The sequence below is a fragment of the Amycolatopsis sp. NPDC039088 genome (genome assembly GCF_055598845.1).
Map to the genome: position 1 here is coordinate 474,346 of NZ_JBVKAE010000002.1, position 20,754 is coordinate 495,099.

Sequence of the window (20,754 nt, forward strand, 5' to 3'; positions counted from 1 at the left end):
GTGATCTCCGCCTGCTCACAGGTGTTCGCCACTTCCGGTGTCGAACACCTGTCCACAGGGTTTTCCACAACCCATGGAGTTATCCACAGGTTGTGGAAAGGGGCTTTCCAGGGGCGCCGGAACCGGCGACTCTCGAGGTCATGATCGACTGGGGAGGACGACATGGGGCGGTCTCGCGTAGTGAGGCCGACAGGGTGCTGGGACGCCGCATGGTCCTCGAAGGACTGGCCACGGGTGTCCTCGCACAGCCGTGGCGGGGAGTCGTCATCCATGCCGCCGATTCGCTCGAATTGACCACGCGGGCGCAGGCCGCTCTGCTCGTGGTTGAGCAACCTGCTGCTTTGTCAGGAGCTACATCCCTTGCGCTACATGGGATATCGGCTGTGGACGACACGAGCATCCACGTGACGGTGCCCTCCTCGCGACGGAACAAGCCGAAGCCAGGTTTGGTCATCCACCACGCCGATTTCCAGCCTTCGGACGTCGTCGAACTCGACGGGCTCGCGACGTTCTCCTTGGATCTGGCGCTGGCCGATTTTCTCTGCGACGGTGACAAGCGAACCGCGTTCGCCGCGCTGGACGAGGCGATGCACGGGCTTGCGCAGACCATGTCCGGGCCCTGCGTGAGAACGTCCGGGACCGAATCATGGACCGCCGTGACCGGCGAGGTATCCACAGGGCTCTCCTGCTGCTCGACCTGGCTACCGGCAAGGCGGAATCCCCGCCGGAAAGCATCCTTCGGCTGATCGTCGTCGAGGCAGGATTCCCAATACCGGAAGTGCAGTACGAGATCACCACGATCGAGGGTCGCAAGCTGTACGTACTCGACATGGCGTGGCCGTCGCGGCGGATCGCGCTGGAGTACGACGGCTTCGCATCTCACGAGGGGCGCCACGACTATGACTCCGAGCGAGACGCGCGGATGGCTGGACGGGGGTGGATCACGATCCGGGCGTCGGCGGCGGACCTGCGTGATCCCCAACGTGTCTTGGCCGAGCTGGCCAGGGCGTTCGAAAGGCGCGCAGTCGCGTGATCGGGCGGACGTCACGCGTGATTGAGCGGAGAACTCGCGTGATCAGGCGGAGAACTCGCCGGTCAGCCGGTGATGCCTCGGCAAGGGCGGGTCCGGAGCGCTTCGACGTAGTCCGCCGGGGCGCCCGCGGCTTCGGCGGCGTCGGCGAGAACGCCGAGGTAGCGGGCCGAGGGCAGGCCGCCTTCGTAGGCGTCGAGGACGTACAGCCACGGCAGGACGGACCCGTCCATGGTCTGCACGCGCAGCCGGATCTTGGTGTGGACGCCGAGCTCGCCGCCTTCCCAGCGGTCGAGGCCGTCCTCGTCCAGCGGGGTGACGTCGTACAGCACCACGAAGACCCGGGAACCGGGGTCTTCGACGATGGTCGCCAGCGCGCCTTCCCAGCCGATGTCCTCGCCGCCGAAGGTCAGTCTCCAGCCCTCCAGCCAGCCGGTGCCGGCCATGGGCGAGTGAGGAGCGCGCTCCAACATCTGGGCGGGCTCCATATTGGATCCATACGCGGCATACAACGGCACGGCCACAGCCTAGCGACCCGGCGGTCACCCGGCTGGACGCACATGCCGTGTCCGGCCACTCAATCCGCCCAGCGGTCGCCCGCGTACGGTAAACGCAGTCACAGACACCGCTAAGAGGAGGAGACCAGTGACCAAGATCGTGATCATGGGCGGAGGCCCCGCCGGTTACGAAGCGGCACTGGTCGCGGCCCAGCACGGAGCCGACGTCACGATCGTCGAACGCGACGGTCTCGGCGGCGCGTGCGTGCTCTACGACTGTGTCCCGTCGAAGACTTTCATCGCCTCCTCCGGCGCTCTCGCGAACATGCACGACCTTCGCGAACTCGGTATCAACACCGACATGGCCGACACGAGTGTCGACCTGCCGACCGTCCACGGCCGGGTCAAGGGACTCGCGCTCGCGCAGTCCGCCGACATCCGCGCCCGGGTGCAGCGTGAGGGTGTCCGCGTCGTCATCGGCCAGGGCCGCTTCGACGACGAAGAGACCGGCCTCGCCACCCACAAGGTCGCCGTCACCGCCCCCGACGGCTCCGTCGAGGTGCTCGACGCCGACGTCGTCCTCATCTCGACCGGCGCCACCCCGCGTGTGCTGCCCGGCGCGGTGCCGGACGGCGAGCGCATCCTCGACTGGCGTCAGCTCTATGACCTGCGCGAACTGCCCGAGCACCTGGCCGTCATCGGCTCGGGTGTCACCGGTGCCGAGTTCGCCTCGGCCTACACCGAGATGGGCGTCAAGGTCACCGTCGTGTCCAGCCGCGACCGCGTGCTCCCGCACGAGGACGCCGACGCGGCCGCCGTGCTCGAAGAGGTCTTCTCGCAGCGCGGCACCACGGTCGTCAAGCACGCGCGCGCCGACAAGGTCGAGCGCACCGAAAAGGGCGTCGAGATCCACCTCGCCGACGGCCGCGTGATCGAAGCCAGCCACGCGCTGATGACCGTCGGTTCCGTGCCCAACACCGCCGACATCGGCCTGGAGAAGGTCGGCATCGAGCCGGGCCCCGGCGGGTTCATCGGGGTCGACCGCGTTTCCCGCACCAGCGCGCCCGGCATCTACGCCGCCGGCGACTGCACCGGTGTGCTGATGCTCGCCTCGGTGGCCAGCATGCAGGGCCGCATCGCGATGTGGCACGCGCTCGGCGAAGGTGTCGCGCCGATCAAGCTCAAGACCGTCGCCGCCAACGTGTTCACCCACCCCGAGATCGCGACCGTCGGCATCAGCCAGCAGGCGATCGACTCGGGTGAGGTGCCCGCCCGCACCATCATGCTCCCGCTCGCGACGAACGCCCGCGCGAAGATGGAAGGCCTGCGACGCGGTTTCGTGAAGCTGTTCTGCCGCCCCGCCACCGGCGTGGTCGTCGGTGGGGTGGTCGTGGCGCCGACGGCGAGCGAACTCATCCTTCCCATCGCGCTCGCCGTCCAGAACCAGCTCACAGTGGAACACCTGGCACTGACATTTTCGGTGTACCCGTCGCTCTCGGGGTCGATCACCGAGGCAGGCCGCCAGCTCATGCGCCACGACGACCTGGATTGATCTTCGCCGCGGAAGCAACCCCGGCCGGGGTGCCCGCGTCTAGCGCGTGTCAGGGTTTCGTTGACAGCTAGGGGTTTTCGTGGTTCGCAGGGTTCTTTTCGGAGTGGTGGCGATCGGCGCGGCGGTGCTGGCGGGTCCGGCGACCGGCCTCGCGCAGCAGCCTCAGTCCGACCCCCAGCCCGGTTCCGGTGTCACGGTGCAGCTCAACGACGACACGGCCTACGAACTCGGACTCGTCAACAAATACGTCCATGGTGATTCCAACGTCGCGCTGGCGCAGTGCCCCGGCGATGGCCTGAAGGCGCCGAAGTCGACGACGTTCTCTTCGCCTGTCCTCACCGTCGGGAAGTACGACTACGGCCCGCTCATCGGCGTCCCGGCGAACGTCAGCGCCGAGGTCGAACTCAAGGCGGGCACGGCGCCCGGCAGCTACCCGCTGACCGTCAACTGCAATGGAAAGTCCTATACGGCAACGTTTTCCGTTCCTCCCCGGCAGGTGAACGCGGTGCCTTCCGGTGGTGCTCGCGCGGGTGACGGCAGTATGGCCTCCTGAGCCCCGTTTTCGAAACCGCCCTCGGACCCGTCCGGGGGCGGTTTTTCTTGCCCGGACATCCGCGACCTTTTCGTGATGAAAGCGGGCAACCGTCCGGGCGCGTACGGCGTCTGGCAGGAGTGGGGATGAACATGAAGTCGACTTGGTTGCGGGGATGGCGGGCGCCGCTGGCGCTCGCCGTCGTCCTGCTGGCGGTTTTGGCGACGCTGGCCTTCGTCCTGTCCGGTCCGGGGGAGACCGGGCAGGCCGCCGCGCCGCAGGTCACGGGGGTGACGTCGGCGGCGCAGCCGAGTGCCGAACCCGGCGCGCCCGGCACGGAGGCCGAGGGAGGGGCCGCCGTCGCGGGGATGCCGAAGGCCGATCCGGTCTCGATCGACGTACCGAAGATCGAGGCGAAGTCCAGTCTGATCCCGCTCGGGCTCAACGCGGACAACACCGTCGAGGTGCCGCCGGTGACCCAGCCGATGCAGGCGGGCTGGTATCAGAACGGGCCGACCCCGGGGGAGGTCGGGCCTTCGGTGATCCTCGGGCACGTCGACGGGAACAAGCAGAAGGGCATCTTCTTCCGGCTGAAGGAGCTCGCGCCCGGCGACAAGGTCTCGATCGCGCGCAAGGACGGCACGACGGCCGAGTTCGCGGTCACGAAGGTCGAGCGGGTGGCGAAGGACAAGTTCCCCACCGACGCGGTCTACGGCGACACCACCGCGCCGGAACTGCGGCTGATCACCTGTGGCGGGGTCTTCGACAAGGCTTCGCACAACTATCTCGACAACATCATCGTTTTCGCTCGGCTGATCGCGAGGTGAGTTCCATGATCAGGTACCGGTCCGCCCTGGTGGTGGCGTGCGGAGTGGCACTGGCCGTCCCGGCCGTCGCGTACGCGCAGGACGAGGTCCAGACGAGCCCTTCGCCCACCACGACCGCGAGTCCGAAGGCGGATCCGTACCCGTTCCTCGGCCTCTCCCCGCGGCAGGCGATGGCGGGGGAGGACATCCTGGTCTCGGTCGGCTGCCCGGTCGGCGAACTGGGCGAGGTGAAATCGATGGTGCTGGACCACATCGGGAAATTCGAGGTCGCGAACCCGGATCCGGTCATCCATGGCGCCGTCGCGCATATCAGCGACAAAGCGAGGCCGGGCTTCTACGCGATCACAGCGGTCTGCAAAACGACCACGATGACGGCGAATCTCCAAATCGTGGCCAAGCCGACTTCGTCGAATAAGCCGCCGAAACCGACTCCGACTTCGGTTCCGGGGCCGGGTCCGGCTCCGGGGAAATCGGGTCTTGCGGTGAAACCGGCTTCGGGGCGGCAGGTTTCGAAGATTCCGGTGGGGGCTCCGCAAACCGGTGGCGGGGGCACGACCCACTGACTCGTGAGTGGGGCCAGCGGCTCAGGTCAGGAAGTCCGTGAAGGCCTCCTTCCCTACTCTCAAGGTAGGGAAGGAGGCCTTCACGGACATGCCGCTTCGGGGGTTACCTCTTAATGGTGTCGTCATTGCCGTTTGCGACTCTTTTTTCTGTCGAGGCAACCGATTCCCGTTCCCGATGGTGTTCCTGATGCGAGGGCACGCACTGAGGGAGAAAAGATCATGGGAATGAAGACGATCGTCGCGGGCGCGGGTCTGCTCGCGATGACGGCGGGGGTGCTCATCGCGCCGCAGGCGGCCGCGACCGCGCCACCGCCGAAACTCTGGGTCAGCTCGGCGAAGGTCGCGCCGGGGCAGGCACTCGACTTCACGGCGAGCTGCTACGGCACCCGTACCGCGGTGACGTCGCCGGGGCTGGCGGGTCCGGTCACGCTCGAGGTCCAGCCGGGCTCGGGCGATCAGGCGCCGTACATCGGGCACGGCAAGGCCGGCGCGAACGTCGGCAAGTTCAAGGCGAGCTTCCACTGCGACGGCGGGCCGAACCTCCCGGCGGCCAGCGGGACGGCGACCGTCGAGTTCGAGGTGGTCTGCCTGCCGACGACGACGTCGCCCACGGCGCCCCCGTCGAGCAGCAAACCCCCTTCGACCAGCAAACCTCCGTCGAGTTCGAGCGAGCCACCCAGCAGTGAGCCGCCCACCAGTGCGCCTTCCTCCAGCGCACGCGCCGTCGTCCCGGCGGCGTTGACGAAGTCGTGCGGGACGCCGCCGTCCTCGCCGGGCAAGCAGCCGCAGGTGAAGGTCACGCCGAAGGGCGCTCCGCAGACCGGTGGCGGCGCGCTCGCCTGAAGTACATGAAGGCCCCCTTGCTTGCGTCCAGCGCAAGCAAGGGGGCCTTCATGTACTCGGGATCAGTCCTCGCCCTCGACCCAGTCGAAGGTCTTGGTGACGGCCTTCTTCCAGTTGCGGTACTCGGATTCACGGCGGGCCTCGTCCATCGACGGGTCCCACTGCTTGTCCTGCGCCCAGTTGTTGCGGATGTCGTCTTCGCTCTTCCAGAAGCCGACCGCGAGACCGGCCGCGTAGGCCGCGCCGAGCGCGGTGGTCTCGTTGACCACCGGGCGGATCACGGGCACGCCGAGGATGTCGGCCTGGAACTGCATGAGCAGTTCGTTGACGACCATGCCGCCGTCGACCTTCAGCGACTTCAGCGGGACACCGGAGTCGGCGTTCATCGCGTCGATGACCTCGCGCGACTGGAACGCCGTCGCCTCCAGGACCGCCCGCGAGATGTGGCCCTTGTTGACGTACCGGGTCAGGCCGACGATCGCGCCGCGGGCGTCGGAGCGCCAGTACGGCGCGAAGAGGCCCGAGAACGCCGGGACGAAGTACGCGCCACCGTTGTCCTCGACGGTGCGGGCGTGTTCCTCGACCTCGGCCGCGGAGCCGATCAGGCCGAGGTTGTCCCGCAGCCACTGCACGAGGGAACCGGTGACCGCGATCGACCCTTCGAGCGCGTACACCGTGTCGTTCGAGCCGATCTTGTAACAGACCGTGGTGAGCAGCCCGTTGTTCGACATGACCTTCTCGGTACCGGTGTTGAGCAGCATGAAGTTGCCGGTGCCGTAGGTGTTCTTCGCTTCACCCGGCGAAAGGCACGCCTGCCCGAACGTCGCGGCCTGCTGGTCGCCAAGGATGCCCGCGATCGGGACACCGGCCAGCGCGCCCTTCTCGCGGACCTTGCCGTAGGTCTCCGAGGACGACCGGATCTCCGGGAGCATCGACAGCGGGATCGTCATCTCCTCGGCGATCCCGGCGTCCCAGGTCAGGGTGTCGAGGTCCATCAGCATGGTCCGCGAGGCGTTCGTCGGGTCGGTGACGTGCACGCCGCCGTCGACCCCGCCGGTCATGTTCCACAGCACCCAGGTGTCCATGTTGCCGAAGACCAGGTCACCCGCTTCGGCCTTCTCGCGGGCACCGTCAACGTTGTCGAGGATCCACTTGATCTTCGGTCCGGAGAAGTAGGTCGCCAGCGGCAGGCCCACCTTCTCGCGGTAGCGCTCCTGCCCGCCACCGAGCGCGCCCAGGTCGTTGACGATCTTGTCGGTGCGGGTGTCCTGCCACACGATCGCGTTGTACACCGGCTTGCCGGTGGTGCGGTCCCAGACCAGCGTGGTCTCGCGCTGGTTGGTGATGCCGACCGCGACGATGTCGCCGGCGACCAGGTCCCCCTTGGCGAGCGCGCCCGCCGCGACCGCGCGGGTGTTCTCCCAGATCTCTTCGGCGTTGTGCTCGACCCAGCCGGCCTTCGGGAAGATCTGCTCGTGCTCCCGCTGGTCGACGGCCACGACCCGGCCCGAGTGGTCGAAGATCATGCAGCGGGTCGACGTGGTGCCCTGGTCGATCGCGGCTACGTAAGAAGTCATCGAAGCTCCAGTCTGTGTCTGTTGGTGAACCCGCGTCCGCGATCGACGTCGACAGGGCGCCGCTTCGTCCTCCGCCTCACTATGGCGGACAGGGCGCCCTGCCCCCGCGATAGCGGGGCCTTCGGCCGGGGCGGGTTCACTCGTTTGGTCCGGTACGCGGTATTTCTTCGGCTCCGCCAACAAGCTCTCAGGTCAGGTTGTGGACGGCGAGGAACAGCAGGGCGGCCAGGGCGCCGCCGACCAGCGGGCCGACGACCGGGATCCAGGAGTAACCCCAGTTCGGGTTGGCCTTGTTCTTGATGGGCAGCAGGAAGGCGTACGCGATGCGAGGGCCGAGGTCTCGGGCCGGGTTGATGGCGTAACCGGTCGGGCCACCGAGGGACTGGCCGATGACCAGCACGACGAACGCTACACCCGCGTAGCCGAGCGCGGAGTTGCCGAAACTCGGCGTTCCGTTCTCGCCCGTGGCGTTGGCGTAGACCGGGCTGAGCAGGATCCACGCCACCAGCACGAAGGTGCCGATGATCTCGGTGACGAGGTTCCAGGCCCTGTTCGGGATCTGCGGCGCGGTCGAGAAGATCCCGAGGGTCTCGTCGCGTTGCGGGTGGTCGTCGAACTGCAGTTTGTAGGTTGCCCAGCAGAGCACGGCGCCGAGGATCGCGCCGACCATCTGGCCGGCGAAGTAGATCGGGACGTCCGCCCATTTCGTCTTGTCCGCGATGGCGAGCCCCAGTGTCACCGCGGGGTTGAGGTGCGCGCCGCTCGGCGCGGCGATGCTGGCACCGGTGAAGACCGCGAACGCCCACCCGAGGGTGATCATCACGACGCCACCGTTGTGGCCGTTGTTCTTCCGCAACACGTGGTTGGCGACCACGCCGTTACCCAACAGGATCAGAACCGCCGTTCCCAGCAGCTCCCAGACGAATATGGCTCCTGCACTCACCGCTTGACCTCCACTTTGGACATTCCGCGCAGGGTCGAACACGGTGTGCTACGGCGCCCTTGCCGACCCACGTCCGTGGCACGTTACCGTCGCGTATTTGTTCATTCCAGGCATCGCGCGGACCAATCCTTCCAAGATCGACGAGGGTTACGCCACACGTGTCACCCGCATAACGGACCGGTCGCGGCCGATCGTGCGATGCTGGAGTCACAGCGGCACAAGGAGGAATGTCACGTGGCAAGCTCTCAGCGCGAAGCCGAAAACAGCCCCGCCCGGCTGGGACCGATCAAGCGGGAAGAGTCTTGGCAGCGACTGGGTGAGGACAAGTTCGACCTCGTCGTCATCGGCGGCGGAGTGGTCGGGGCGGGTACGGCGCTCGATGCCGCCACTCGCGGCCTGCGGGTCGCCCTCGTCGAAGCGCGCGATCTCGCGTCGGGGACGTCGAGCCGGTCCAGCAAGCTCTTCCACGGCGGGCTCCGGTACCTCGAACAGCTGGAATTCGGCTTGGTCCGCGAAGCTCTTCGTGAACGCGAGCTGATGTTGACGACCATCGCGCCGCATCTGGTGAAGCCGGTGAGCTTCCTGTACCCGTTGACCCATCGGATCTGGGAGCGTCCGTACACCGCGGCCGGTCTGCTGATGTACGACACGATGGGCGGCGCGCGGTCGGTCCCCGGCCAGAAACACCTGAGCCGTGCCGGTGCCCTGCGGATGGTTCCGGCGCTGAAGCGGTCCGCGTTGATCGGCGGGATCCGTTACTACGACGCGCAATCCGACGACGCTCGGCACACGATGACCGTCGCCCGCACCGCCGCGCACTACGGCGCCGTGGTGCGCACCTCCACCCAGGTGGTCGGTTTCCTCCGCGAGGCCGACCGCATTTCCGGTGTCCGCGTCCGCGACGTCGAGGACGGCCGCGAGACCGAGATCCACGCCTCCGCCGTGGTCAACTGCACCGGCGTCTGGACCGACGAACTGCAGCGGCTTTCCGGCGGCCGCGGCCGGTTCCGCGTTCGCGCGAGCAAGGGTGTGCACATCGTCGTCCCGCGCGACCGGATCGTCTCGGAATCGGGCATGATCCTGCGCACCGAGAAGTCCGTCCTGTTCGTCATCCCGTGGCGCAATCACTGGATCGTCGGCACCACCGACACGGACTGGAACCTCGATCTCGCGCATCCGGCCGCGACGAAGCACGACATCGATTACCTCCTCGAACACGTCAACACCGTGCTCGCGACCCCGCTGACGCACGACGACATCGAAGGTGTCTACGCGGGACTCCGGCCGTTGCTGGCCGGGGAAAGCGAAGAGACGTCGAAGCTTTCGCGTGAGCACGCGGTCGCCCGGGTCGCACCGGGACTGGTGGCGATCGCCGGCGGGAAGTACACGACCTACCGGGTGATGGCGGCCGACGCCGTCGACGCCGCGGCCGTCGACCTCCCCGGCAGGCCCCAACCGTCCATCACGGACAAGGTGCCGCTGCTGGGCGCCGACGGCTACCACGCGCTGGTGAACCAGGCCGACCATCTGGCGAGCGAACATGGGCTGCACCCGTACCGCGTCCGTCACCTGCTGGACCGGTACGGCTCGATGGTGCACGAAGTCCTCGCGCTCGGCGAAGGACGGCCGGAACTGCTGAAGCCACTGGAGCACGCGCCGGACTACCTCGGTGTCGAGGTCGTCTACGCGGCCAGCCACGAGGGCGCGCTTCACCTGGAAGACGTCCTGGCGCGCCGGACGCGGATCTCGATCGAGTACGCGCACCGCGGCGTCGACTGCGCCGCGCAGGTCGCCACGCTGGTCGGCGAGGTGCTCGGCTGGTCGAAGGACCAGGAGAAGCGTGAGGTCGAGGTCTACAAGGCACGGGTCGACGCGGAACGGGAGTCCCAGTCGCAGCCGAGCGACGAGGCCGCAGACGCGTTGCGCTCGGCCGCACCGGAAGCGCGCTCGGGAATCATCGAGCCGGTGAGTTGATCTTCCCTGCCGAGTGGTGTGCCGAGCGCGCAAGGATCATTGCCTGATCCGGTGAATCTGCAATAGCGTCGGCCGTCCCCGATACGGAAGGCGGCCCTTGTGGTGTTTCTCGACTCGTCGACGTGGACGGACCGGATCTTCGCCGGAGGTTCCTGGGTGCCCGGGACCGGCGGCACTCGTGACGTCACGGAGCCCGCGACCGGGGCCGTGCTGGGAAGCGTGGGGATCGCCTCGGCCGAGGACGCCGCGAAAGCGGCGGAGACCGCGGCCGAGGCGCAGCGGGCCTGGGCGGCGACGCCGCACGTCCAGCGTGCCGCCGTCCTGCGGAAAGCCGCTCGGCTGTGGTCCGAGTACGCCGACGAGATCCGCTGGTGGAACGTCCGCGAAGTCGGCGCCGTGCCGGGAGTAGCGGGCTTTTCACTGCACGTCGCGGAGCAGGAGTGCTACGAAGCGGCGGCGCTGCCCGGCCGTCCGTACGGCGAACTCCTGCCGAGTGAAGAACCGCGGCTTTCGATGGCGCGTCGCGTCCCCGCCGGTGTCGTCGCGGTGATCTCGCCGTTCAACATGCCGATCATCCTCGGCATCCGCTCGGTCGCTCCGGCGCTCGCGCTGGGCAACGCCGTCATCCTGAAGCCGGACCCGCGCACCGCCGTCACCGGTGGCGTGGTCCTCGCGCGGATCTTCGAGGAAGCGGGCCTGCCGCCGGGGGTGCTGCAGATGCTGCCGGGCGGCGCGGACGTCGGCGAAACGCTGGTGACGCATCCGGCGGTCCGGGTCATCTCGTTCACCGGATCGACCGGCGCCGGGCGCAAGGTCGGCGAACTCGCCGGAAAGCATCTGAAGCGGGCACATCTGGAGCTGGGCGGGAACTCCGCGCTCATCGTGCTCGACGACGCGGATGTGGACGAAGCCGCCGGAGTCGCCGCGTTCGGCTCCTTCTTCCATCAGGGCCAGATCTGCATGACCACCGGGCGGCACCTGGTGCACGAGCGGCTGTACGACGATTTCGTCGAGCGGCTCGCGGCGAAAGCGGCCGCGCTGCGGGTCGGCGACCCGGCGCGGGACGAGGTCGCGCTCGGGCCGATCATCGACGCCGGGCAGCGGGACAAGATCCACGATCTGGTCACCTCCAGCGTCTCGGCCGGTGCGCGGATCGCCGCCGGTGGCGAGTACGACCGGCTCTTCTACGCCGCGACGGTGCTCGCCGACGTGCCGCCGACGGCGCCCGCGGTCGCCGAGGAGATCTTCGGCCCGGTCGCGCCGGTCGTGCGGTTTTCCGACGCGGAGGAGGCCGTCCGGCTCGCCACGGCGAGCGAATACGGGCTTTCGCTGGGAATCGTCACGCGCGATGTCCTCAAAGGACTGGAGCTGGCCGACCGCGTCCCCACCGGGATCGTGCACATCAACGACCAGACCGTCAGCGATGAGGCGAACAGCCCGTTCGGTGGCGTCGCCGCGTCGGGCACCGGAAGCCGTTTCGGTGGTGCGGCGGCGAATATCGAGGCCTTCACCGAGACGCGCTGGGTCACCGTCCGGAACCCACCCCCGACCTACCCCTTCTGACCGGCCGCGTCGCGTTTAGCCCGCTAAACGCGACGTGTCAGGCGGTGCGGTGCCAGCGGATGAGGCGTTCCCCGGTCGGGGCCGGTTCCGGTTCGGGGCCGACCAGGGTGAACCCGCATTTCCGGGCGACCGAGGCCGAAACCTCGTTCGTCTCTTCGTAGCGGTAGCTGACTTCGCGCAGGCCGAGCCCGCCGAAACCGAAGCGCAGGGCCGCGTTGAGCGCCGTGCTCGCCACGCCCTTGCCCCGGGACGCGGCACGCACCCAGACCGACGCCTCCGCGTAACCGAGGTCGAGGTCGAGATCCCGCAGGCCGACCTCGCCCAGCAGCTCCCCGGTCGTCGGCTCGGCCACCGCCCAGGAGCAGCGTTCGTCCCCGGCCCACTGCGCCACGCGCAGCGCGACGTACTCGGTCGCCTCGTCGAGGTCGCGCAAGCGGTAGTTCAGGACGTACTTGCGGTGTGTCGGGTCGGCGAAGGCGGCGACCAGCGCCGGGCGGTCGTCGAGTGCCTTGTCCGCGCGCAGCTGCCGCAGGTAGTACTCACCCGCGTTGATCTCCACCGGTTCCACCCTTCGAGGGTAACCGGACCGACGGCGCCGCTTCAGCGGCGGCGGCTCATGATCAGCGCGACCGCCAGCGGGAGCAGGAACACCAGGAACGTCCCGCGGGTGAAGAAGAACAGGGCGATCGCGACCGCGGCGGCGATCGGCACGGCGCTGGCCGTCAGCCATTTCGACGGCTGGATTTCGTTCTTCGCGGACGCCTGCGCGACGCCGGGCATGGGGGCCAGCGGGAGCAGTGCGCTGGGTCTCGGCGAGGGCAGGTCCGTGAACAGCGGTTCGAGGTCGCTCACCATCCGCGCGGCGCTGACCTTCGCCGACCGCGTGCCGAACTCGTCGAGGTCGAGTCTGCCGGTGCGGACATGTTCTTCCAACGCGTCGAGCGCGTCTTGGCGTTCGGCGTCGCTCAGCCGCATGTCCGGTCTCTCGGCACTCACGTCCCGAGTCTACGGGCGCTTCAGCTCTCGAGTTCCCCGTGACGCCCGTGCCGTAGGTCGCGGCGGTGTCGTTTCGCGAGCTTCTTGTGGGTGTTGTCCCAGCCCTTGCCCCAGATGCCCTCGCCGACGGCGCTGATCCCGATCGGGACGAGGATGAACCACCAGGTGAGGTCGGTGGTGATGATGAGCGCGATGGTGGCGATGAAGAGGATCGGCAGGAGCGCGCCCATGACACGTTGCATCGGGGAGATGCCCGCCCACGGCGACGCCGGTTTCTCCGGCTCGCTCACCGCCGCCTGGGGTTTGTCGAAGACCGGATGCGGTTCGGGCAGGTCGAGGAAGACCTCCGACAGCTCGCCGCGCGTCTTGGCCGCGGTGACCTTCGCCGATCGCTCACCGAATTCGTCGATGTCGATCCGGCCGACGGTCAGATGGTCGCCAAGCGCGGCCAGCGCGGACTCGCGATCCTGATCACTGATCCGCATTTGCGGTGACGACGCCTCATTCACCCTTTCGATGGTAGGCCGAGCGAGGCGCCGCCGACCACGACATTCGTCAGTCTTTCAGCTCGAACAGCTGGGTTCCCTGGGTGACCGCGGCGCCGACCTCGACCGAAAGACCGGTCACGGTGCCCGCTTTGTGCGCGGTGACGGGGTTTTCCATCTTCATCGCTTCGAGCACGACCACCAGTTCGCCCGCTTCGACCCGCTGGCCTTCTTCGACGGCGACCTTGACGATGGTGCCCTGCATCGGCGCGGTGACCGCGTCGCCGCTCACCGCGGCCTTGGTGCCGCCCGCACGCTTGCGCGGCTTGGCCTTGACGGCCGTGCCGCCGCCACCGGCGTCGAGGGAGAACCCGCCGGGAAGCGACACTTCGAGACGACGGCCGCCGACCTCGACGACGACGTTCTGGCGTGGCTCCTCTTCCTCGGCTCCGGCGGCTTCGGGAGCGACGAACGGTTCGATCGTGTTCTCGAACTCGGTTTCGATCCAGCGGGTGTGCACGCTGAACCCGTTCTCGTCACCGATGAAGGCCGGGTCGTTCACGATCACGCGGTGGAACGGCAGTACCGTCGCCATCCCGTCGGCGACCATCTCGGCCAGCGCCCGGCGGCTGCGCTCGAGCGCGTTCTGCCGGTCCGAACCGGTGACGATCAGCTTCGCGAGCATCGAGTCGAACTGGCCACCGATGACACTGCCGGACTCGACACCCGAGTCGACCCGGACTCCCGGTCCGCTCGGCGCGACGAACTTCGTCACCGTGCCCGGCGCGGGGAGGAAGCCGCGGCCGGCGTCTTCACCGTTGATGCGGAATTCGATCGAGTGACCGCGCGGTTCCGGGTCCTCGGTGATGCGCAGCTTCTCGCCGCGCGCGATGCGGAACATCTCACGCACGAGGTCGAGGCCCGTGGTCTCCTCGGACACCGGGTGTTCGACCTGCAGCCGCGTGTTGACCTCGAGGAACGAGATCGTGCCGTCGACGGCGACGAGATACTCGACGGTCCCGGCGCCGTAGTAGCCGGCTTCCTTGCAGATCGCCTTCGCGGACTCGTGGATGCGCTTGCGCTGGTCGTCGGTCAGGTACGGCGCGGGCGCCTCCTCGACCAGCTTCTGGTGGCGGCGCTGCAGTGAGCAGTCGCGGGTGCCGACGACGATGGCGTTGCCGTGCTGATCCGCGAGGACCTGGGCCTCGACGTGGCGCGGCTTGTCCAGGTAGCGCTCGACGAAGCATTCGCCGCGGCCGAAGGCGGAGATCGCCTCACGCGTCGCGGATTCGAACAGCTCCGGGATCTCCTCGCGGGTGCGGGCGACCTTGAGACCGCGGCCGCCGCCGCCGAACGCCGCCTTGATCGCGACCGGCAGGCCGTGCTCGTCGGCGAAGGCGATGATCTCGTCGGCGTTCGCGACGGGGTCCTTCGTGCCGGGTACGAGCGGGGCTCCGGCGCGCAGCGCGATGTGCCGCGCGGTGACCTTGTCGCCGAGGTCGCGGATGGCCTGCGGGCTCGGCCCGATCCAGGTCAGCCCGGCGTCGATCACCGCCTGCGCGAAGTCCGCGTTCTCGGACAGGAACCCGTAGCCGGGGTGGACCGAGTCCGCGCCCGACCGCTTGGCGGCGTCGAGCAGCTTGTCGAAGACGAGGTAGCTCTCCGCCGCGGTGGTGCCGCCGAGGGCGAAGGCCTCGTCGGCGAGACGGACATGGGGTGCGTCACGGTCCGGATCGGCGTAGACGGCCACGCTGGTCAGCCCGGCGTCCTTCGCCGCCCTGATCACCCGTACCGCGATTTCCCCGCGGTTCGCGATCAGGATCTTGGTCACCGGACCACCTGTGCCGGCCTGCTCGGTCACGCCGTACCTCCTGCGTTCGCACGTCGGGCCGCCCCGATGCGGCTCGGCAGCAGTTTAGAAGAGATTCCCGCCCCGATTAGTGAGAGCAAGGCCACCCAGTGACCTTTGTTTTATACCAGCGCGGCTTGCTTCCTCAGTTCTTCTATCAGGCCTTACACCAGCGCCTCGCGGTGGCGCAGTTCTTCCGGAAGGTCGGAATCGAGCACGATCAGGTCGTACGGCTGGGCCTGGTAGACCCGGCCGAGGTGCTCGGCCTTGACCAGCGCCCACGGCTGATGCGGGCCGCAGCACTCGACCAGACGCTGGACCGTGCTGAAGGCGATCAGCGCCATCCGGCCGTCCTTGGTCTCGCGGAGCTCGATCTCCGCACGCGTGAAGTCCTTCGGCTTTTTCGCCGTGGGGAGGAACAGGGCGTTGGGCAATCCGGGGTTCGTCACGGGAACAACATAGACGTGCACTCTGCGCGAGATCACTTACGCTCTCGGATATGCGGACTCAGGAAGCGCGGGCGCCGCGATCCGTGCTGTTCACCGCGCTGCTGGCGGCCGTGGTGACGGCCGGGGTCATCGTGGCCGTGGTCCTGCTCCGCCCGGACCCTCCGGTGCCGGCGGATGCGCCCGGCGGGCCATCGGTGCCCGAGAGCGGCTCCGCCGTGCCCGCCGTCAACTGCGGCCAGTCGGCCTGCCGGGAGCTCGGCGCGATGACCGTCGGCGGGATACCCGTCGTGCTCCTGGCCGACGGAGCGGGGAAACAGGGCGTGGTCCGGATCGGCTCGGACACCGTGTTCCCGCTGATGGTCAACGACATGGGGGTCACCCTCAAGGGCGATTCTCTGCGCTGCGTCGACGGCGCGACGCAGGTCTGCCTGGTGCGCGGAGACGCCAGCGGCGGCTTGGCGGGTGAGTTGTTCGTCGCGCGCGGCGGGATCTGGCGGGACACCGGCAAGCCGTACTTCTCCGACGCCGGGACGATCGCGCTGAACGACGTGACCGCGGACGGGATCGCGGACGTCATCGTCGTGCGGCACGAGTGCCCCGGCGCGCAGTCCGGGTCGGCCCGCTGCCAGGCGGCGCCGGTGCTCGCGGAGGTCTACGACGTCGCCCGCGGCTCGGTGGGCTGCACGCGCCGGTACACCGCGCCTTCGGAGCTGAGGGGCTGGCCGGACGTCCGGCTCACGAAGGCGGATCTGCGCGCCTGCCCCTGAGGCGAGAGCAAGGGACCTTTGCTATCGCCTGCCCCCGGGGTCGCGTTTAGCGGGCTAAACGCGACCCGGGGGCAGCGAGGGGTCAGGAGGTCGCGCCTGCCGCGACGGGTTCCTTCGGCTGCGTAGCGGCTTCGCCGTCGGAAGTGGGCGAAGGATCTGTCGGCGAGTTGAGCACGTCGTCGTCCAGCAGGCCTTCGCTGCGAGCGACGACGACCGGCACGACGATCTGGCCGGCGACGTTGGTCGCGGTCCGCATCATGTCCATGATCGGGTTGACCGAGTAGATCAGCGCGATCCCGAGCGCGACCTGCTGCGCGTCGAGGCCGATGAACGCCGTGGTCAGGGTCAGCGCGGTCAGCCAGCCGGTGGTGCCCGCGGTGGCCAGCGCGCCGAGCACGGCGACCACGACGATGCCGACGTACTGCCAGATGTTCAGCGAAACGCCGGACAGGTTCGCGATGAAGATCGCGCCGATCGCCGGGAACACCGCGGCGCAGCCGTCCATCTTCGTCGCGCTGCCCAGCGGAGTCGCGAAGGCGGCGTACGCGGGCTGGACGCCCAGGTTGACGGCGGACTGCCGGGTCAGGGGCAGCGTCGCGGCCGAAGACTGCGAAGCGAACGCGAACTGGATCGCCGTACCCGCCTTGGCGAAGAACTTCAGCGGGCTGACCTTCGCCACGAACTGGAGAAGGATCGGGTAGACCACGAACAGCACCAGGAGGCAGCCGACGTACACCGCGATCGTGGTGCTGAGCAGCGGCCGGAACAGCGCGTCACCGTAGTTCGACACGGCCGCGCCGATCAGGCCGATGATGCCGATCGGGGCCAGCCGGACGATCCAGCCGAGGTAGCGCTGGATGATCTCGAAGACGCTGGTGGTGAAGTCGACGAACGGCTTGGCCTTGTCGCCGAGGCTGTAGGCGGCGGCGCCGATCAGCACGGCGAGGAACAGCACCTGAAGCGTCTCACCCTCGGTGAAGGCGGTGAGGAAGTTCTTCGGCAGCAGTCCGTCGATGAAGGCGCTCCAGGAACCCCAGTGGTCGACGCTCTTGGTCGCCTTGTCCGCGTTCTTCGCGGTCGCGGCGACGCCCTCGCCGAGGCCGCCGCTGCCCGGGTTGAACAGCTTCGCGACGGCGATGCCGATCAGTGACGCGATGAACGAGGTGATCGCGAACCACAGGACGGTCTTGCCGCCCAGCCGGGCGGCCTTCCTGCCGCCGCCGAGGCCGCGCAGGCTGTTGATGCCGACCACGATCGCCGTGAAGACCAGCGGGATCACCGCGATCTGCAGCAGCGTCGTGAAGATCGTGCCGATCTGGTCGAGCAGTTCGGTCAGCCAGCTCGCCTCGGTCGTCCTGGCGAGGATGCCGAGCAGGGCACCCACGACGAGCGAGCCGAGGACAGCCGCCGCGAAGACCCTTGGCCTGGTGTAGGTCCGAATGAAAGACACGGGGCGACTCCGGTGCGTGAAAGTTTCCTGATTGGCCGAACGTGAAGAACGTTCGGCGAGTCAGGACTCTTCCGGATCACCCGATCGTGTGGGAGCTGTCTCAGGATGCGGGACGCGACCACAGGTCGACGACGCTCACGCCGACCTCGCCCAGGAGGCGCCGGGTCAGCGGGAGGCTGATTCCGATGACGCTCGACGGGTCGCCGTCGATCCCGTCGACGAACCAGCCGCCGAGTCCGTCCAGGGTGAAGCCGCCCGCCACCTGGAGCGGCTCGCCGGACGCGATGTAGGCGTCGAGCTCTTCCGGCGACGGCGTACCGAAGCGAACCGTGGTCCCTTCGGTCCCTGACGTTTCCTTCGTCTTCTCGCCGTTCTTGACGCGGATGATCGCGTGGCCCGTGAGGAGTTCACCGGTTTTGCCCGCCATCGACGCCCAGCGTTCGCGCGCGGCCTCCGGCGTGATCGGCTTGCCGACCATCTCGCCGCCGATCGACAGCATCGAATCGCAGCCGACGATGACCAGGTCGGCGCTGCCGTCGTGGGATCCGACGAGCGTCTCGAAAACCGCCTCGGCCTTGGCGGCGGCGAGCGCCCGGACCAGCTCCGCCGGTGCCGGATCGATCAGGGACGCGGCCACCGCGTCCTCGTCGACGCCGGAGACGACGACGCTCGGATCGAAGCCGGCGGAACGCAGGACGGCGAGGCGGGCGGGGGACTGGGACGCGAGGACGAAACGCACATCCGGAAGGTACTCGACGACCCTCCGTTGCCTAATTGTGACCTGGGACACCCGATCGTGGAGCTAGTTTGTTGTGGCGCGCAACATATGGATTGTTCGAGCTACGGAGGAAACAATGCCGTCCCGCCTCCGCGTCAGAAGATCGCTTCGCACGACGCAAACCACAGTGCTCGCAGGCCTGCTCTTGGCCGGTTCGGCCGTGACGCCGATGGCGTCGGCCTCGCCGGGGCCGCTCTACCGGAACCCGCATGCTCCGGTGTCCTCGCGGGTCGACGACCTGCTGAAACGGATGAGTCTCGACGACAAGATCGGCCAGATGACGCAGGCCGAACGCGGTGCGGTCACGCCTGATCAGGCCGCCGCCCTCAAGCTGGGGTCGCTGTTGTCCGGCGGTGGCTCCGTGCCGGCCAGCAACACGCCGAACGGCTGGGCCGACATGGTCGACTCGTATCAGAAGGCGGCCGTTTCGACGCCGCTCGGCATCCCCACGATCTACGGCGTCGACGCCGTGCACGGCCACAACAACGTCTACGGCGCAACGATCTTCCCGCACAACATCGGCCTCGGCGCCGCCAACAATCCCCGCTTGGTCGAGAAAATCGGCCGCGCGACCGCGTTGGAAGTCGCCGGAACCGGGCCGCAGTGGGACTTTTCGCCGTGCCTGTGCGTCGCCCGTGACGATCGCTGGGGCCGCACTTACGAATCCTTCGGCGAATCCCCGCGCGACGCCGTCGCCAACGCGTCGGCCATCACCGGTCTCCAGGGGCGCAGGCTCGGGGAGAAGCCGGGTTCGGTGCTCGCGACCGCGAAGCACTACGTCGGCGACGGGGGCACCACGAACGGCGTCGACCAGGGCAACACCGAGATCAGCGAACGCGAACTGCGCCAGATCCACCTGCCGCCGTTCCGCGAGGCGATCGACCGCGGCGTCGGCTCGGTGATGATCTCGTTCTCGAGCTTCCAAGGTGTGCGCATGCACGCCCAGAAGTACCTCATCACTGACGTCCTCAAGAAGGAACTGCGGTTCTCCGGCCTGGTGATCTCGGACTACAACGCGATCAACCAGATCGACGGGCAAGAAGGTTTCACGCCCGAAGAAGTGCGGCTTTCGGTCAACGCGGGCATCGACATGTTCATGGTCCCGTGGGACGCGCCGCAGTTCATCTCCTACCTCAAGGCCGAGGTGGAGGCGGGCCGCGTCTCGACGGCCCGGATCGATGACGCGAACCGCCGCATCCTGGCGGAGAAGTTCAAGCTCGGCCTGTTCGAGCACCCGTACACCGACCGGTCGCTCCAGAAGACCTTCGGCAGCAAGGAACATCGCGAACTGGCCCGGCAGGCCGTCCGCGAATCGCAGGTGCTGCTGAAGAACGACGGTGTGCTGCCGCTGGCGAAGAAGAACAACAAGATCTTCGTCGCGGGCAAGAACGCGAACGACATCGGCAATCAGGCAGGCGGCTGGACGCTGACCTGGCAAGGGCAGAGCGGCCCGGTCATCCCGGGCACGACCATCCTCGACGGGCTCAAGTCGGGGGCGGGGAAGGGAACCACGGTGACCTATGACCGTGCGGGTGACGGAATCGACAAGAGCTACCGCGTCGCGGTCGCAGTGGTGGGCGAAACGCCGTACGCCGAGGGGCAGGGGGACCGCCCGAACGGCCTCGGACTCGACGCGGAAGACCTCGCCACGATCGCCAAGCTGAAGAGTTCCGGTGTCCCGGTCGTCGTGGTGACCGTGTCCGGCAGGCCGCTCGACATCGCCGCGCAACTGCCGCAGTTCGACGGACTCGTCGCCGCCTGGCTCCCGGGTAGCGAAGGCGCCGGTGTCGCCGATGTCCTTTACGGCGACTACAACCCGACCGGGAAACTGACGTTCAGCTGGCCGACCAGCGCGGCCCAGGAGCCGGTGAACGTCGGTGACGGCAAGAAGGCGCTGTTCCCGTACGGCTTCGGTCTGCGGTACCGCCGGTAGGAAGCTTCCGCCCTCCCGCGGATGAGATGAAAGGTCCTTTCCTTGCGAAATTTGCAAGGAAAGGACCTTTCATTGCACTCTCCGGGCCCACCCCCGACGCATTTAGAGGACTAAATGCGGGACCTGGGGTGCGGGGTGAAACGCGT

At 68.1% G+C, this 20,754-nt stretch carries 19 protein-coding genes and 1 pseudogene; 10 read left to right on the forward strand and 10 right to left on the reverse strand.

The features are described 5' to 3' along the window. Nucleotides 1-140 precede the first annotated feature (140 nt). A pseudogene (locus tag ACZ7KI_RS04635) lies at nt 141-1,033 on the forward strand (endonuclease domain-containing protein). Nucleotides 1,034-1,095: 62 nt separating this feature from the next. On the opposite strand, the gene ACZ7KI_RS04640 reads toward ACZ7KI_RS04635, so the two are convergent. Beyond that, nucleotides 1,096-1,548 carry a gamma-glutamylcyclotransferase gene (locus ACZ7KI_RS04640; RefSeq protein ID WP_208616241.1) on the reverse strand — a complete coding sequence of 151 codons (453 nt, stop codon included), beginning with the start codon at nt 1,546-1,548 and terminating at the stop codon, nt 1,096-1,098. Nucleotides 1,549-1,675: 127 nt separating this feature from the next. Here ACZ7KI_RS04640 and ACZ7KI_RS04645 point away from each other — a divergent pair, with 127 nt between their 5' ends. From ACZ7KI_RS04645 to ACZ7KI_RS04665, 5 genes are all read left to right on the forward strand, one after another. Further along, nucleotides 1,676-3,079 carry an NAD(P)H-quinone dehydrogenase gene (locus ACZ7KI_RS04645; RefSeq protein ID WP_465507078.1) on the forward strand — a complete coding sequence of 468 codons (1,404 nt, stop codon included), beginning with the start codon at nt 1,676-1,678 and terminating at the stop codon, nt 3,077-3,079. A 103-nt stretch (nt 3,080-3,182) separates the two neighbouring features. Beyond that, nucleotides 3,183-3,632 carry a hypothetical protein gene (locus ACZ7KI_RS04650; RefSeq protein ID WP_470271853.1) on the forward strand — a complete coding sequence of 150 codons (450 nt, stop codon included), beginning with the start codon at nt 3,183-3,185 and terminating at the stop codon, nt 3,630-3,632. Nucleotides 3,633-3,763: 131 nt separating this feature from the next. Further along, nucleotides 3,764-4,438: a class F sortase gene (locus ACZ7KI_RS04655; protein WP_470271811.1), complete on the forward strand. Its 675-nt coding sequence runs from the start codon at nt 3,764-3,766 to the stop codon at nt 4,436-4,438. Between the two features lie 5 nt (nt 4,439-4,443). After that, the gene (locus ACZ7KI_RS04660; RefSeq protein WP_470271812.1) at nt 4,444-5,001 is read left to right on the forward strand and encodes a hypothetical protein; all 558 of its coding nucleotides are present in this window, start codon (nt 4,444-4,446) and stop codon (nt 4,999-5,001) included. Between the two features lie 219 nt (nt 5,002-5,220). Beyond that, on the forward strand, nt 5,221-5,844 hold the full coding sequence (locus ACZ7KI_RS04665) for a hypothetical protein (protein WP_470271813.1): 624 nt from the start codon (nt 5,221-5,223) through the stop codon (nt 5,842-5,844). A gap of 62 nt (nt 5,845-5,906) precedes the next feature. Here the strand turns inward: ACZ7KI_RS04665 and glpK are convergent, their stop codons facing one another. Further along, the gene (gene glpK / locus ACZ7KI_RS04670) at nt 5,907-7,421 is read right to left on the reverse strand and encodes a glycerol kinase GlpK (protein WP_465466619.1); all 1,515 of its coding nucleotides are present in this window, start codon (nt 7,419-7,421) and stop codon (nt 5,907-5,909) included. 187 nt (nt 7,422-7,608) lie between these two features. After that, complete coding sequence (locus tag ACZ7KI_RS04675; RefSeq protein WP_470271814.1) at nt 7,609-8,364, reverse strand: MIP/aquaporin family protein; 756 nt, start codon at nt 8,362-8,364, stop codon at nt 7,609-7,611. A gap of 234 nt (nt 8,365-8,598) precedes the next feature. Between ACZ7KI_RS04675 and ACZ7KI_RS04680 the strand changes: the two genes are divergently transcribed. Next, entirely contained in the window at nt 8,599-10,338 is a 1,740-nt protein-coding gene (locus ACZ7KI_RS04680; RefSeq protein ID WP_470271815.1) for a glycerol-3-phosphate dehydrogenase/oxidase, read from the forward strand. Nucleotides 10,339-10,437: 99 nt separating this feature from the next. Then, nucleotides 10,438-11,901, forward strand: a complete 1,464-nt coding sequence (locus ACZ7KI_RS04685; RefSeq protein ID WP_470271816.1) for a benzaldehyde dehydrogenase — start codon at nt 10,438-10,440, stop codon at nt 11,899-11,901. A gap of 37 nt (nt 11,902-11,938) precedes the next feature. On the opposite strand, the gene ACZ7KI_RS04690 is transcribed toward ACZ7KI_RS04685, so the two are convergent. The 5 genes from ACZ7KI_RS04690 to ACZ7KI_RS04710 all read right to left on the reverse strand — a co-directional run bounded on the left by ACZ7KI_RS04690 (nt 11,939) and on the right by ACZ7KI_RS04710 (nt 15,680). Next, nucleotides 11,939-12,469, reverse strand: a complete 531-nt coding sequence (locus tag ACZ7KI_RS04690) for a GNAT family N-acetyltransferase (protein ID WP_470271817.1) — start codon at nt 12,467-12,469, stop codon at nt 11,939-11,941. Nucleotides 12,470-12,501: 32 nt separating this feature from the next. Beyond that, nucleotides 12,502-12,876: a DUF1707 SHOCT-like domain-containing protein gene (locus tag ACZ7KI_RS04695; protein WP_470271854.1), complete on the reverse strand. Its 375-nt coding sequence runs from the start codon at nt 12,874-12,876 to the stop codon at nt 12,502-12,504. Nucleotides 12,877-12,917: 41 nt separating this feature from the next. After that, complete coding sequence (locus ACZ7KI_RS04700) at nt 12,918-13,406, reverse strand: DUF1707 SHOCT-like domain-containing protein (RefSeq protein WP_470271818.1); 489 nt, start codon at nt 13,404-13,406, stop codon at nt 12,918-12,920. A gap of 46 nt (nt 13,407-13,452) precedes the next feature. After that, entirely contained in the window at nt 13,453-15,243 is a 1,791-nt protein-coding gene (locus ACZ7KI_RS04705; RefSeq protein WP_470271819.1) for an acetyl/propionyl/methylcrotonyl-CoA carboxylase subunit alpha, read from the reverse strand. 152 nt (nt 15,244-15,395) lie between these two features. After that, on the reverse strand, nt 15,396-15,680 hold the full coding sequence (locus ACZ7KI_RS04710) for an SAV_915 family protein (protein WP_465507068.1): 285 nt from the start codon (nt 15,678-15,680) through the stop codon (nt 15,396-15,398). Between the two features lie 83 nt (nt 15,681-15,763). Between ACZ7KI_RS04710 and ACZ7KI_RS04715 the strand changes: the two genes are divergently transcribed. Next, nucleotides 15,764-16,447 (forward strand): hypothetical protein, encoded by a 684-nt coding sequence (locus tag ACZ7KI_RS04715; RefSeq protein WP_470271855.1) that lies wholly within the window; start codon nt 15,764-15,766, stop codon nt 16,445-16,447. 82 nt (nt 16,448-16,529) lie between these two features. Here ACZ7KI_RS04715 and ACZ7KI_RS04720 read toward each other — a convergent pair whose 3' ends face one another. Further along, nucleotides 16,530-17,897, reverse strand: a complete 1,368-nt coding sequence (locus ACZ7KI_RS04720) for a dicarboxylate/amino acid:cation symporter (RefSeq protein WP_470271820.1) — start codon at nt 17,895-17,897, stop codon at nt 16,530-16,532. A gap of 100 nt (nt 17,898-17,997) precedes the next feature. After that, nucleotides 17,998-18,636: a Maf family protein gene (locus ACZ7KI_RS04725; protein ID WP_470271821.1), complete on the reverse strand. Its 639-nt coding sequence runs from the start codon at nt 18,634-18,636 to the stop codon at nt 17,998-18,000. A 166-nt stretch (nt 18,637-18,802) separates the two neighbouring features. Between ACZ7KI_RS04725 and ACZ7KI_RS04730 the strand changes: the two genes are divergently transcribed. Next, the gene (locus tag ACZ7KI_RS04730) at nt 18,803-20,608 is read left to right on the forward strand and encodes a glycoside hydrolase family 3 protein (protein WP_470271822.1); all 1,806 of its coding nucleotides are present in this window, start codon (nt 18,803-18,805) and stop codon (nt 20,606-20,608) included. Nucleotides 20,609-20,754: the final 146 nt, after the last annotated feature.

Excerpts from the sequence above, each read along its gene's own strand:
- glpK (WP_465466619.1), bottom strand. The coding sequence starts at position 7,421 with ATGACTTCTTACGTAGCCGCGATCGACCAGGGCACCACGTCGACCCGC.
- ACZ7KI_RS04665 (WP_470271813.1), top strand. The coding sequence starts at position 5,221 with ATGGGAATGAAGACGATCGTCGCGGGCGCGGGTCTGCTCGCGATGACG.
- ACZ7KI_RS04655 (WP_470271811.1), top strand. The coding sequence starts at position 3,764 with ATGAAGTCGACTTGGTTGCGGGGATGGCGGGCGCCGCTGGCGCTCGCC.
- ACZ7KI_RS04660 (WP_470271812.1), top strand. The coding sequence starts at position 4,444 with ATGATCAGGTACCGGTCCGCCCTGGTGGTGGCGTGCGGAGTGGCACTG.
- ACZ7KI_RS04695 (WP_470271854.1), bottom strand. The coding sequence starts at position 12,876 with ATGCGGCTGAGCGACGCCGAACGCCAAGACGCGCTCGACGCGTTGGAA.